Genomic DNA, 12,448 nt, shown 5'->3' on the forward strand with positions numbered 1-12,448 from the left:
GCGGCCTGAGAGGGTCGCGCTTTTCTGATTTTGAGCAATGGAGAAGTCTTGCTATGTCGTCCGTTTCTGAACCCGCCTCTCAGCTGAGCTGGCGTCAGTGGCTGTTTCCGCTGTCGCTGGTGATGTTCGAATTCGCCACCTATATTGCCCACGATATGATTCAGCCGGGTATGCTGCAGGTGATCAGCGACTTCAGCGCCAGCGCCGACTGGGTTTCCACCTCGCTGACCGCCTACTTATGTGGCGGAATTCTTCTGCAATGGCTGCTCGGGCCGCTCTCTGACCGGCTGGGGCGCAGGCCGGTTTTGCTGACGGGCGTGGCCTTTTTCACCGTCACCTGCTTTCTCACGGTATTCACGCAAAGCATCGAACAATTTATTCTGATGCGTTTTTTACAGGGCATGAGTCTGTGCTTTATCGGCGCGGTGGGTTACGCCGCCATTCAGGAAGCGTACAGCGAAGCCCTGAGCGTAAAGCTGATGGCGCTGATGGCCAATATCACGCTGATCGCGCCCCTGCTCGGGCCGCTGGCGGGTGCGGCGTTCATTCACTACGCGCCGTGGAAAGCGATGTTTGCGCTTTTTGCGCTGATCTCCGCACTGTCATTCTGGGGCCTGTGGCGCGGCATGCCGGAAACGGCGTCAGGTCGTGACGGGCGTTTCTCGATGCGCCGCTTACTGGCGGATTACCGCGAGGTGTTCACCAATACTGGCGTGGTCACCGGCTCGTTATCGATCGGGCTGATCACGTTGCCGCTGCTGGCCTGGGTGGCGCAGTCGCCGGTGTTGCTTATTCAGGACGCGGGTATGACGCCGTTACAATACGGCTGGCTTCAGGTTCCGGTATTCACAGGGCTTATCATCGGCAACGTTGCGCTGAGTAAACTCAGTGGCAAAGTGCATATCCGCACGCCGGTCTGGCTGGGAATTTTGCCGATTGTGCTCGGGCTTTGCATCAGCGCTTATGCGGCGCTGTTTATGGTGCATGCCTGGTATTGGATAACGGCGGGGCTGAGCCTGTATGCGCTGGGCTCGGGGCTGGTCAATGCCGGGCTTTACCGGCTGACGCTGTTCTCCAGCCCGACGGGCAAAGGCACGGTAGCGGCGGCCCTCGGGCTGATCACCATTTTGGTTTTTGCGACAGGGATTGAACTGGCGAAACAACTTTATTTCGCACAGGGCTACGGCATTTTCATGCTGGCTGGTTTGCTGTCCGGTACAGCGGGAACACTGCTGATTGCGCTATTTCTGAAACGCGCGGTAAAAGCAGGATAACAAATACAAAAGAGGCTGAGTATTTGCTCAGCCTCTTTTGTCTGTCCGATATTTGACGCTTACTTTTTCGGGAAAAGCTCTTTGCGGGAATACGGCTCCGGTTCACCCGGTTTGCGCGTTTTCAGCAATTTCAGGATCCAGGTGTATTGCTCAGGGTTAGGCCCGACCAGCAATTCCACCTCTTCATTCATCCGGCGCGCAATCTGGTTATCGTCAGCCGTCGCCAGGTCATCCATCGGTGGCCGCACAAAAATGTCCAGACGTTGCTCTTTGCCATTATACACCGGGAAAAGCGGAACAATCTGCGCGCGGCAGACTTTCATCAGACGCCCTACCGCAGGCAAAGTCGCCTTGTAGGTTCCAAAGAAATCAACGAATTCGCTATGTTCCGCGCCGTGATCCTGATCCGGCAGATAATATCCCCAGTAACCCTGACGCACGGAGCTGATGAACGGTTTGATCCCGTCATTTCGGGCATGCAAACGCCCGCCATAGCGGCGACGCACGCTGTTCCACAGATAATCCGTCAGCAGATTTTTCTGGTTATGGAACATGGCGGCCATAGGCTGACCACTGGCTGCCATCAGCATCGCCGGGATATCCACAGCCCAGCCGTGTGGCACCAAAAAAATCACATTTTTGCCTTCGCGCTGCATCTGGTCGACAATTTCTTTGCCGTGCCAGTGGATACGCTGGGTGATTTTTTTGGGGTCACGGAGTGCCAGCTCCGCCATCATCACCATTGACTGCGGCGCGGTAGCAAACATTTCGTCAATGATATGTTCGCGCTCCGCTTCCGGCGTTTCAGGCAGGCAATACAGCAGGTTGATTTGCGCGCGACGACGTGCGCCTTTGGCAAACTTTCCGGCCAGACGGCCCAGACTGCCTAAAATCGGATCGCGGACTTTCGCGGGCAGATAAGCCATACCGGCCATCGCTCCGACGCCCAGCCAGACGCCCCAGTAGCGCGGATGGTAAAAGGCTTTCTGAAATTGCGGAATAAATTCTACGGATGATCGTTTTTCTTTTTCTGGCTGCATGCTCAGGCTCTTATGACAAATTCTGGTTCAATGATAAGTGCCGTGAGTTATTTTGCAATAAATCACGGCAGCGAATCAGTAAAACCTGAGGTTCAGTCCAGCTTCAGCTGAGGGACGACTTCGCGGACGGTTGCCAGGTAAGTACTGCGATCTTTACCTGTCAGCCCTTCTGTACGAGGCAATTTGGCAGTCAGAGGATTGACGGCCAGCTGGTTAATCCACATTTCGAAATGCAGATGCGGGCCGGTTGAACGGCCGGTATTACCGGAAAGCGCAATGCGGTCGCCACGTTTCACTTTCTGGCCCGGTTTCACCAGCAGTTTGCGCAGGTGCATATAACGGGTCATGTACTGGCGACCATGACGGATAGCGACATAGTTACCGGCCGCACCCCCGTTTTTCGCAACCACCACTTCGCCGTCGCCCACCGCAAGCACCGGCGTGCCGACAGGCACCGCAAAATCGACACCACGGTGTGGCGCCACGCGGCCCGTGACCGGATTCAGACGACGCGGGTTAAAGTTAGAGGAAACACGATACTGTTTACCGGTCGGGAAACGCAGGAAACCTTTCGCCAGCCCGCTGCCGGTGCGGTCGTAGAATTTACCGTCTTCGGCACGCACGGCGTAATAATCTTTGCCGCCGGAGCGCATATGCACAGCCTGCAATTCGCTCTGCTCGTTTTTCCCTTCCAGCACTTCATGGGACATCAGTACCGCGAAATCATCGCCTTTCTGCAATTTACGGAAATCGAGCTGCCACTGGAGCGCTTTGATAACCGCGCTGACTTCACCGCTGGTGAGCCCGGCCGCTTTGGCGCTGGTCACGAAACTGCCGTTCAGCGTGCCTTTAATGACCGAGTCTTTCCACTCGCCTTTCAGGGTTTCCAGTGAAGATTTGAAGGTATTGCCGGAGCGGTCAAATGTGTACGTTTCGCGGCGGGATTTCTCCCACGTCAGGCGCTGTAAATCGCCCGCATCGTTTAACGTCCATGACAATTGCTGGCCGATTTTCAGGTTACGCAAATCACGGTTAGCGTCCGAAAGCGCAGCAATTTCAGACATATCAATACCGTACTGATTCAGAATGCTGCTGAGGGTATCGCCGGTAGAAACCACGTATTCATGAACGCCCGCTTCGTTCGCGGTTTTATCGTCCAGATCGTCCTGAGGAATATCATCGTCAGCCGGAGGCGACTGATCGATAGGTTCACTGGCTTCGGGAAGCAGCGAACGCAATTGCTGGTTATCTAACGTGATGTTTTTAACCAGCGGTTTGGTGTCGGAAAGGTCATTGTCCGGGTGATAGGCTAACGGTTTCCAGACGGCGACGGCCAGTGTGACGACGGTCAGCGACCCCAGCATAATGCGGTGGGGCCGTGGAAGGTTGCTATACGCCAGAGCGATAGATCGGGCTATCAGCTGCACTTAAATTCTGTCCTTTTAGCTTACTTCAGGCAGCTCAAATACTGGTTCGTCAGCTGTGACAGGAAGTTCACGTAGCTGTCCGCGCCCAGTACAATGCCGCTCCCCAGCGGATCCAATGTGCCCATACGCACTTTTGTTCCCTGGGCAACAGCCGTTATGACGGCCGGCCTGAATTGTGGCTCAGCAAAAACGCAGGTCGCTTTTTGCTCAACCAACTGTGTTCGAATGAGATGTAAACGCTGTGCGCCAGGTTGTATTTCGGGATTGATCGTGAAGTGACCAAGTGGCGAAAGGCCGAAGTGTTTTTCAAAGTAGCCATAGGCATCGTGAAAAACAAAATATCCCTTACCCTGAACAGGTTGCAGAATACTACCAAGGTTTTTGTCAGCTTTTGTCAAGCCCTCTTCAAAATGCGACAAATTTGCATCTAATTGTTGCTTTTTCTGCGGCACGAGCTGCACGAGTTTGTTATGGATGACAATGGCGGTCTCACGGGCGATTTCCGGCGACAGCCAGACGTGCATATTGTATTCGCCGTGATGATGGTCCCCGTCGTCATGATCGTGGTCATGTTCATCATCATCGCTGCCTTTGATCAGCATCGGTTTCACCGCCGGAAGCGCGGCGATTTCCACCTGACGGTTCGGCGGCAACTGCGCGACCGATTTGGTCATAAACGCTTCCATTTCCGGCCCCACCCACACCACCAGATCCGCGGTCCGCATACGCTGAATATCCGAAGGTCGCAGCGCAAAATCATGCGGCGACGCGCCATCCGGCAATAATACATCGGTCGGCATTACGCCGTCGGCAATGGCGGCGGCAATAAATCCCAGCGGACGAACGGAGGCCAGAACGGCGGCCTGAGCGCTGTAAACCGCACCGGAACTGAGGATTGCGGCTGCCAGTAACATCCGTTTAACGCTTTTTTTCTGTATCATGCGGGGTGAACTCATCTTCGTGTTGGGGGAAAACTGGTTATTTTTCGCGAAACGCAATATTATAACATCCGATTTGTTCTGCAAGACCCTATGACATGCCCACATTAGCTACGCTTCAAAATATCTCGGTAACTTTCGGTTCTCGCCGCGTGCTGTCCAACATATCGCTGAGCCTGCAACCCGGAAAAATACTGACCCTGCTTGGCCCGAATGGCGCAGGGAAATCAACGTTAGTGCGCGTTGTGCTTGGCCTGATTGCGCCAACAGAAGGCACGATGACCTGCGAGCCGGGTTTACGGATCGGCTACGTTCCGCAAAAAATTCATCTTGATCCGACGATGCCGCTGACCGTCAGTCGGTTTATGCGCCTGAAACCGGGCGTGAAGAAAAGCGACATTTTGCCTGCGCTGAAGCGCGTTCAGGCGGCGCACCTTCTCGATCAGCCGATGCAAAAACTGTCCGGCGGTGAAAACCAGCGCGTTTTACTGGCGCGTGCGCTTCTGAACAGCCCGCAGCTTCTGGTGCTAGATGAACCGACGCAAGGTGTGGACGTCAACGGCCAGGTTGCGCTGTACAACCTTATCGACAACCTGCGCTGTGAGCTTGGCTGCGCCGTCCTGATGGTGTCGCACGACCTGCATCTGGTGATGGCGAAAACCGACGAGGTTTTGTGCCTGAATCAGCATATTTGCTGTTCCGGCTCGCCGGAAGTGGTGTCCACGCATCCTGAATTTATTGCCATGTTCGGCAACCGGGGCGCGGAGCAACTGGCGATTTACCGCCACAACCATAATCATCGCCACGACTTAAAAGGGAAGATTATTTTGCGCAACACCGGAGGTCGTGACGCATGATCGCGCTGTTATTACCCGGCTGGATCGCCGGTGTTTTGCTGGCGATTGCCGCCGGTCCGCTGGGCTCTTTCGTCGTCTGGCGCCGTATGTCCTATTTCGGCGATACGCTGGCTCACGCATCCCTGCTCGGCGTCGCATTTGGGCTGCTGCTCAACGTTAATCCATTTTACACCGTCATTGCTGTGACTTTACTGCTGGCAGTTTTACTCGTGGCGCTGGAACGCAAACCGCATCTGGCCGTCGATACCCTGCTGGGGATTATGGCGCACAGCGCATTATCACTCGGTCTGGTGGTGGTCAGCCTGATGTCCGGCGTTCGCGTCGATCTGATGGCGTATCTGTTCGGTGATTTGCTCTCGGTAACGTACAGCGATATCTGGATGATTGCCGCCGGCGTTACCATCGTGATTGCGGTACTTTGCTGGCAATGGAGGGCGTTACTGTCCATGACCATCAGCCCGGAACTGGCGCATGTCGATGGCGTAAACCTGCAACGTTCGCGGATTATTCTGATGCTGGTCACAGCGCTGACAATTGGTCTGGCGATGAAGTTTGTCGGTGCGCTGATCATCACGTCGCTGCTGATTATTCCTGCCGCCACGGCGCGCCGCTTTGCGAAAACGCCGGAACAAATGGCGTCAGTCGCCATTGTGATTGGCATTGTTGCCGTCACCGCGGGGCTTACGTTTTCGGCTTTCTACGACACACCGGCGGGCCCGTCCGTGGTGCTTTCCGCCGCCGTGCTGTTTATGCTCAGCCTCGGCAAAAAGCAGATTGCCTGACGGTAACATCATTGCAGAAACGCCTGTAAAAACGGACGCCCTGAGCGTCCGTTTTCATTTGTATCTTCTTTATTATTCTTTATGCGCCCTCGCCGCCTGCCTCGCCTGACGCCAGTGCAGCACCGGCGACACCGTCAGTCCGTGGATCACCACGCTGGCAACAATCACCGTAAAGGCAATGTTGGTCATGTAATTGGCTTCTGCGCCGTGCAGTCCGTGCGTCCAGGCGTAAGCGATGTAATTCATACTGCCGATCCCACGGATACCAAACCAGCCAATCATCAGCCGCCGTCCGTGCGGCACGCGGATGCCAAGCGTCGTGAGATAAACGGCCAGCGGGCGGACAACGATAAACAAAATCGCGGCGATCAGCAGGCCCATTGGTTCCCAGTGTTCCGCCAGCGTAATCCCCAGCACCATCACAATCCCGGCGGCAAACAACCGTTCGATGGTATCGCCGAATGAGAGTGCATCGCCAACCATCAGCCCGATAGAATTTTGCGGCATTTCCGCCTGCATATTGTGGCGCTGATGCGGATTCACCATCCCTTCCGCTGGCGGTGGACGCCGCCCTTCTTCCAGATCTTCCGGCGGATGCTGCGACACCACGCGCACCTCGGCGCTGCGCAAACCGACACCCGCGGCAAAAGCCGCCAAAAATCCTGACGCATCAAGGCTTTGCGCGGCGGCATAGCTCAGCGCAATCAGCGCCAGCGCAAGAAAATCACTCGGCGCAACCGTGCGCTGCCTGCTGTGAAAACGTGTGGCGCTCAGCCCGACCAGTTTCCCCATCGCAAAACCAATCCCCAGCCCGCCGAGCAGTGCCCAGACAACATCACGCCACGCCCAGTGCCAGATGGCTTCTGATGACAACCCTTCGTGCGCGGTAAACAGCATTAACGCCAGCATCAGAACCGGCAACGCCGAGCCGTCATTCATTCCTGCTTCGCTCGACAATGCAACCCGCAGGCCGTCATCGTCATTCGCATCGTTGACCGCAATCATGCTCGCCAGAACCGGATCCGTCGGCGCGATAATCGCCCCCAACGCCAGCGCCAGTGGCCAGGACATTCCGGTGATGTAATGCGTAATCACGGTCACGCATAACACCGTCAGCAGCATCGCGGGGAACGCCAGCACCGCGCCGACGCGCCAGCTTTGCGAACGGAAAGGCAACCGGAGCTTGAGGCCGGTAATAAAGAGCGAAGCCGCCATCGCGATTTCAGTAAAGCGCGCGGTGAGCGTTGAATACGCTACCAGATCGACATGAAGTAAATCTAAAACCCAGGGGCCGCAGACAATCCCCGCCGCCAGATACAATCCAAAAGTCGTCACCGGTCCGCGGGAAATCCATCCCGACGCCAGTGACATAATCAAGAGCAATCCTCCGACTGCCGCTGTCCAACCTAAAAATCCCATGCGTAACCCATAATAAGTATTGATCTCTTAAGCTTAGTACATGTCATCAACTGGGTGATTTTTCAGATAAAGTGCATCGGGCACAAATCGCGCGGCGCGTCTGTTACCTGTACGCTAAAATGAATTTTTATCCTGAAAAAAGGTTGCACTGAAATTGATTAAATACAGCGTGTTATACCCAAACATTGAAAACGGCTACTTTGATCACGATTACTATCGCGACGTGCATCTGCCGCTGATCAAAAGCCGTATGGGTGAATATTGTCATTCTTACTCTATCGATAAAATCCAGGCGGGCGCACCTGCTGATACCCCGTTCATCGCTGCCTGCCATATTTACTGCCATTCGATGGAAGATTTCGCTAAAGGCATGGAGGGAAATGTGGAGGATTTCGTGGCAGACGTGGCGAACTTTACCAATATCGAAGCGGTGAAGATGATTTTTGACGTGGTTGTCTGACCGGCATTTTTTCATCACATAAAACGCTTCGCGCCGTCAACGTTTATCGATAAAACAATAAGTCAGAATAGAGGTTACACCTTGTAAAACTTTATTCTGCTTATTAAAGTTTTTTTGCGGGCTGCGCGCTATTTTATCCGGTGTTATTGACTACGATTAAATAACCTAATCACCGTATGAAAGCACCATCATGGATACAAAATCGCGGCGTCAGCTCACTGTATTAAGAAAACAAAGTAAGAAGGAACACGAAGAACTGCTGGCAGACCCCGCTGACTGCGAGCAGGAGAAGACTTTCGGTCAGCGCATGGCCGATGCAATTACCGGCGGTATCGCTACCTGGACTTTCATACTCATCCAGACTGCTATTATCATCGGCTGGACGACTTATAATATTGCGATTAAAAAAACTGGATTCGATCCCTACCCGTTCGTTTTATTAAACCTGTTCCTGTCATTCCAGGCGGCATATACGGCTCCGGCAATTATGATGAGCCAGAAACGCCAGAATATTAACGACAGTCGCCGCGCCGAAATGGAATCCAACGTCAACGTTAAAACTGACCTTGAACTCTATGCGCTGCATGAAAAAATAGATGCAATGAAAGATATTGAAATCGCCGAATTAAAGAACAGTATCCGCGAATTAATGGAAGAGTTACGCAAAATGCCTTCCACAGTCCCTAAAAGTGCCTGACCCTTTTTTACTGATAAAGACGGTCAGAGTGGCCGTCTTTATGAGCGTTTTAACGCAAGTTTCTTCAGCAGAAATTACTTCGTCAGTAACCGTTTGATAGGAGCACTCGGTTCGCGCCTGATGGTATGTAAAAATACCTGCGCCTTGTCGTTGACCGCATACTCCGCCGTCACACCAAAATCCTGCACCATGGCCCACTTTTCAAACATCTCAGGGTCACTTTCACGCATAAACCATAGCATTCTGATTGCCGTTACGGCCACCTGAGGAATTTGTGTCACTGTGCCGTTTATCCACTTGTTTAAAGTGCTGCGTGGCAACCCCAGCAGAATACACAACGCGGGTTGTTCGATTCCCAGCCGCTGAACATAGTCCAGGAAGTCATTTGCGTTATCTGCCATCCACTTATCTCCCGTTTTATAAACCCCGAACATTGTACAAGAATCCCGTAGATATTTCATCCCGTCGCTATTCGCTACGAAAATTCCTATGTTTTTACATTTCAGATACGCCGATTTGTGTCCAATAGCTACAAATAAGCGCGCTAAGTGAAACATCTTCATGTAGCGCTATAACTTTACGTTTCTTGACATAAGTCAAATGACCGGTGAATGCGTGAAGCAAGTCACATTCACGGCATGTATGATTTTCGAAAAGAGACAAAAACAGCGTTCTGCTAACGCTTCTTAATTGTCGCTAACAGATACTTATTTCAATGTCGGAAAAAACTCATGAACGCTCAGGTAACAGAACGCAACGCACAAATCATTGCTGCTTACACAGCAGGGAACATTAATAAAACGGAATTGGCGCGATACTTTGGTGTGTCCGCTTCTACAGTACGGAGAGTTCTGGCGGGAATTGTGATGGGAATGACTGCAGCCTCAGCTGCACATGCTGATGCAACACAAGACTTCCAACAATTAATTTCAAGTAAAGGCGTGAATTCCCCTCAGGTAATAGAGTACTGGGGCACGCTTGACCGGACTGCGCAGGAAAATATTATCGCCAAATTTCCTTGGTTAAAAACTGATGCGTTATATCAGGTCAATCAAACACCCGTTCTGACACCACAGGCCATACAGCAAATTGCGCCGCCAAAAAACCCGGCGGTTCCGGCGCAGATCCCACAACTGATACCGCAGGCCACTCCGCAACTCACCCCGACAAAAATCCCGGCGGTTCCGGCGCAGATTGTGCAACTGACACCGCAGGCCACACCGCAATTCACCCCGACAAAAAACCCGGCGGTTCCGGCGCAGATCGTGCAACTGACACCACAGGCCACACCGCTACTCGCACCGACAAAAATCCCGGTGGTTCCGGCGCAGATCGTGCAACTGATACCACAGGCCACACCGCTACTCGCACCGACAAAAATCCCGACGGTTCCGGCGCAGATCGTGCAACTGACACCACAGGCTGCCCCGAACGCTGCCAACTATGATGTTCACCAGCAGGATGACCTGAGAATTAAATTTGCCCAGGCAAGAGAATTCCAGGCTCACGCTGCCCGGTACAATGTTGTTATCCCGGAAACCTTTGAAGGTCGCGCCAATGCCGCGCATGAGCGTGTTCTGACCCGCTTAAAATATAACGCCGTAACTCAGGGACAAGCCGAACAGGCTCAGGCTGCCCTGACGGCTGACAAATACGACGTTAAGCAGCGCCAGCAGGATGACCTGAGAATTAAATTTGCCCAGGCCAGAGAATTCAAGGCTCACGCTGACCGGTACAATAGTGTCCCGGATACTCAGACTGACGAAGCACAAGCAAAACAGCGGCTGTTAACTGATAACAAATATGCAGGCGCTTTAGAGAAACAAGGTCAGTACGCCCATGATGCCAAGCAAGATAATTCCATTGAGGCGAATACTCTTGGTTTGCAACATGACCAAAAGCTGAATCAAGAAAATGCTGATGAAATTCATGGGCAAGAAATAGCTCAGGCAAATCGTGACCGTACAGCACAACAGCACGTCGCTTTGCTATCTGCGGTGACTGATGATGCCGCACAAACCGACAAAAATGTTCTAAAGGTTGCTGAAGGAACAGCGAAGGTTCTTGACCAGCAAACTAATGAACATGCTCAACGTATGTTGTCAGCCCGCAATGAAGCTATCGAGCAGAATGCATCCGACAAAGATACTGTACAGCAAGTCACTTCAACACCTGCTCAACAACCGGTGGTCAAACAAGAAGTTCGCTCAACGTATTACGACAAGGAGATCACCGCGCTTAATGATGAAGCCGGGCAGGCTCACGCGGAAGTACTAGCCGAATCACACAGTCGCGCGGTAGGTGACGCTAATACGCTGGATCAGGCGAACGACTACACCAATAAGAAATTCTCTGACCTGAAATCTCAGGTTGATGACAACAAAAAAGATGCCGCAGCAGGATCTGCCTCTGCACTGGCCGCTACCGGTATCCCACAAGTCACGGATTCACAGCATTTCGCCCTAGGTGCGGGCGCGGGTTCTTATAACGGCGAAAGCTCAGTTGCAGTTGGATTCTCCGCCCGTGTGAATGATCACGTCGTTACCAAGACAGCGGTGACAGGTGATACACAGCAGAACTTTGGTGTTTCTGCCGGTGTTTCTTACGGTTGGTAAAAGAGTGATTCTGGCAGTCTGCGGGCTGCCTTTTCTGAAATCACTGACAATAAGAAGTACTCACACGGTCAGGTTTATTACGGGGGATAACATGAAAATTGAAATTGAAAACTGCAGCTGGTTTGAACATGCAGAATTTTTATACGCGGGTAAAACTCCACTAAGTCACGGGAGCGATCTTTGATGAAAAAATTACTTATCACTTTGACTCTGTTACTCGCCGGCTGCTCCACCCAGGCATCCAGAATGGCGGACTGTCAGTCGCAAGGCCTATCTAAAGATACCTGTTATATGGCGGAACAGAACCGTCAGACCGCAATTCAGAGTGCAGCGCTGAAGCAGGCGATGGAAAACTCGGCGAAGCAATATGCTCAGGCCACTAAGAAAATTGTGCATGCCCGCATTAAGGGGATAGATGTCAAAATCTTTCCCGCAGATAAACAAGGGTACATCGAAGGGACTGCCGCATACCTTGATGAAGATAACGCGGATGCTCAGGTTTATCGCAAAGGTATTTTCACAGCGATTTATTACAAGCGTACCCATAAGCTGGTTTTAATGCGTAACGGACAGATTTACGGAAGGACGCCGATATGAAAAAACACCACACCGACCAGTTCAAACATCTTGCGCCCGAGCAGCAGTTTACTTGCCTGAAAATGTTGCAACGTGTTGAAGAAACACCCTTGTCTCACGGTGTCACTGGCGTTGCGGTGTCGGTGATAATGAAAGATGGTCATACCGCCACACTCAGTAAATTCATCGCTCAACCGGATGAAGTCTCAGTACTGGTCAGCTGGGAAAAAGAAAGAGAATAATGCACTCTGACTACCTTTTATATGCCTCCCTCCGCCTGCCAAAACCGCACTTCTATCCTAGAATGTAGAGGTGCGAAATACGCCTTGCCAGCTTCATTGCCCTAATTAATTGATGAGCCTG

General features: G+C 52.5%; 13 protein-coding genes. 8 read left to right on the top strand and 5 right to left on the bottom strand.

Features of this window, described 5'->3' with window-relative positions; all coding sequences use genetic code 11:
- Positions 1 to 53: 53 nt before the first annotated feature.
- A complete protein-coding gene (locus tag GW579_RS04525) occupies positions 54 to 1,274 on the top strand; it encodes an MFS transporter (RefSeq protein WP_165057802.1) in 1,221 nt (406 codons plus the stop codon).
- 59 nt (positions 1,275 to 1,333) lie between these two features.
- Here GW579_RS04525 and lpxM read toward each other — a convergent pair whose 3' ends face one another.
- The 3 genes from lpxM to znuA form a co-directional block, all read right to left on the bottom strand.
- Positions 1,334 to 2,314 (bottom strand): lauroyl-Kdo(2)-lipid IV(A) myristoyltransferase, encoded by a 981-nt coding sequence (gene lpxM, locus GW579_RS04530; protein ID WP_165057804.1) that lies wholly within the window; start codon positions 2,312 to 2,314, stop codon positions 1,334 to 1,336.
- A gap of 92 nt (positions 2,315 to 2,406) precedes the next feature.
- Positions 2,407 to 3,741, bottom strand: coding sequence for a murein DD-endopeptidase MepM (gene mepM, locus GW579_RS04535; RefSeq protein WP_165057806.1), 1,335 nt, complete (start codon positions 3,739 to 3,741; stop codon positions 2,407 to 2,409).
- Between the two features lie 20 nt (positions 3,742 to 3,761).
- Positions 3,762 to 4,682 carry a zinc ABC transporter substrate-binding protein ZnuA gene (znuA, locus tag GW579_RS04540; RefSeq protein WP_165057807.1) on the bottom strand — a complete coding sequence of 307 codons (921 nt, stop codon included), beginning with the start codon at positions 4,680 to 4,682 and terminating at the stop codon, positions 3,762 to 3,764.
- A 95-nt stretch (positions 4,683 to 4,777) separates the two neighbouring features.
- Between znuA and znuC the strand changes: the two genes are divergently transcribed.
- Both znuC and znuB read left to right on the top strand, forming a co-directional pair.
- Positions 4,778 to 5,536 carry a zinc ABC transporter ATP-binding protein ZnuC gene (gene znuC / locus GW579_RS04545; RefSeq protein WP_104921747.1) on the top strand — a complete coding sequence of 253 codons (759 nt, stop codon included), beginning with the start codon at positions 4,778 to 4,780 and terminating at the stop codon, positions 5,534 to 5,536.
- Positions 5,533 to 6,318 carry a zinc ABC transporter permease subunit ZnuB gene (gene znuB, locus GW579_RS04550; RefSeq protein ID WP_152327050.1) on the top strand — a complete coding sequence of 262 codons (786 nt, stop codon included), beginning with the start codon at positions 5,533 to 5,535 and terminating at the stop codon, positions 6,316 to 6,318. Before znuC ends, znuB begins: the two co-directional genes overlap by 4 nt.
- Positions 6,319 to 6,390: 72 nt before the next feature.
- Here the strand turns inward: znuB and GW579_RS04555 are convergent, their stop codons facing one another.
- Positions 6,391 to 7,737 (bottom strand): cation:proton antiporter, encoded by a 1,347-nt coding sequence (locus GW579_RS04555; RefSeq protein WP_165057809.1) that lies wholly within the window; start codon positions 7,735 to 7,737, stop codon positions 6,391 to 6,393.
- 154 nt (positions 7,738 to 7,891) lie between these two features.
- Here GW579_RS04555 and GW579_RS04560 point away from each other — a divergent pair, with 154 nt between their 5' ends.
- Positions 7,892 to 8,197, top strand: a complete 306-nt coding sequence (locus GW579_RS04560; protein ID WP_152327048.1) for an EthD family reductase — start codon at positions 7,892 to 7,894, stop codon at positions 8,195 to 8,197.
- 190 nt (positions 8,198 to 8,387) lie between these two features.
- Positions 8,388 to 8,894, top strand: coding sequence for a DUF1003 domain-containing protein (locus tag GW579_RS04565; protein ID WP_152327047.1), 507 nt, complete (start codon positions 8,388 to 8,390; stop codon positions 8,892 to 8,894).
- 74 nt (positions 8,895 to 8,968) lie between these two features.
- Here GW579_RS04565 and GW579_RS04570 read toward each other — a convergent pair whose 3' ends face one another.
- Positions 8,969 to 9,295: a hypothetical protein gene (locus GW579_RS04570; protein ID WP_152327046.1), complete on the bottom strand. Its 327-nt coding sequence runs from the start codon at positions 9,293 to 9,295 to the stop codon at positions 8,969 to 8,971.
- 330 nt (positions 9,296 to 9,625) lie between these two features.
- Between GW579_RS04570 and GW579_RS04575 the strand changes: the two genes are divergently transcribed.
- From GW579_RS04575 to GW579_RS04585, 3 genes are all read left to right on the top strand, one after another.
- A complete protein-coding gene (locus tag GW579_RS04575) occupies positions 9,626 to 11,509 on the top strand; it encodes a YadA C-terminal domain-containing protein (protein WP_165057811.1) in 1,884 nt (627 codons plus the stop codon).
- A 183-nt stretch (positions 11,510 to 11,692) separates the two neighbouring features.
- Entirely contained in the window at positions 11,693 to 12,106 is a 414-nt protein-coding gene (locus tag GW579_RS04580) for a hypothetical protein (protein ID WP_165057813.1), read from the top strand.
- Complete coding sequence (locus GW579_RS04585) at positions 12,103 to 12,327, top strand: hypothetical protein (RefSeq protein WP_152327044.1); 225 nt, start codon at positions 12,103 to 12,105, stop codon at positions 12,325 to 12,327. The genes GW579_RS04580 and GW579_RS04585 overlap by 4 nt, the downstream gene beginning before the upstream one ends.
- Positions 12,328 to 12,448: the final 121 nt, after the last annotated feature.

It is taken from the genome of Rahnella contaminans, from assembly GCF_011065485.1.
Classification (GTDB): domain Bacteria; phylum Pseudomonadota; class Gammaproteobacteria; order Enterobacterales; family Enterobacteriaceae; genus Rahnella; species Rahnella contaminans.

Bases quoted from the DNA above. Each gene is read 5' to 3' on its own strand.
- GW579_RS04525 (WP_165057802.1), top strand. From the start codon at position 54: ATGTCGTCCGTTTCTGAACCCGCCTCTCAGCTGAGCTGGCGTCAGTGG.
- GW579_RS04570 (WP_152327046.1), bottom strand. From the start codon at position 9,295: ATGGCAGATAACGCAAATGACTTCCTGGACTATGTTCAGCGGCTGGGA.
- GW579_RS04565 (WP_152327047.1), top strand. From the start codon at position 8,388: ATGGATACAAAATCGCGGCGTCAGCTCACTGTATTAAGAAAACAAAGT.
- GW579_RS04580 (WP_165057813.1), top strand. From the start codon at position 11,693: ATGAAAAAATTACTTATCACTTTGACTCTGTTACTCGCCGGCTGCTCC.
- znuC (WP_104921747.1), top strand. From the start codon at position 4,778: ATGCCCACATTAGCTACGCTTCAAAATATCTCGGTAACTTTCGGTTCT.
- znuA (WP_165057807.1), bottom strand. From the start codon at position 4,682: ATGATACAGAAAAAAAGCGTTAAACGGATGTTACTGGCAGCCGCAATC.
- lpxM (WP_165057804.1), bottom strand. From the start codon at position 2,314: ATGCAGCCAGAAAAAGAAAAACGATCATCCGTAGAATTTATTCCGCAA.
- znuB (WP_152327050.1), top strand. From the start codon at position 5,533: ATGATCGCGCTGTTATTACCCGGCTGGATCGCCGGTGTTTTGCTGGCG.
- GW579_RS04575 (WP_165057811.1), top strand. From the start codon at position 9,626: ATGAACGCTCAGGTAACAGAACGCAACGCACAAATCATTGCTGCTTAC.
- GW579_RS04585 (WP_152327044.1), top strand. From the start codon at position 12,103: ATGAAAAAACACCACACCGACCAGTTCAAACATCTTGCGCCCGAGCAG.
- GW579_RS04555 (WP_165057809.1), bottom strand. From the start codon at position 7,737: ATGGGATTTTTAGGTTGGACAGCGGCAGTCGGAGGATTGCTCTTGATT.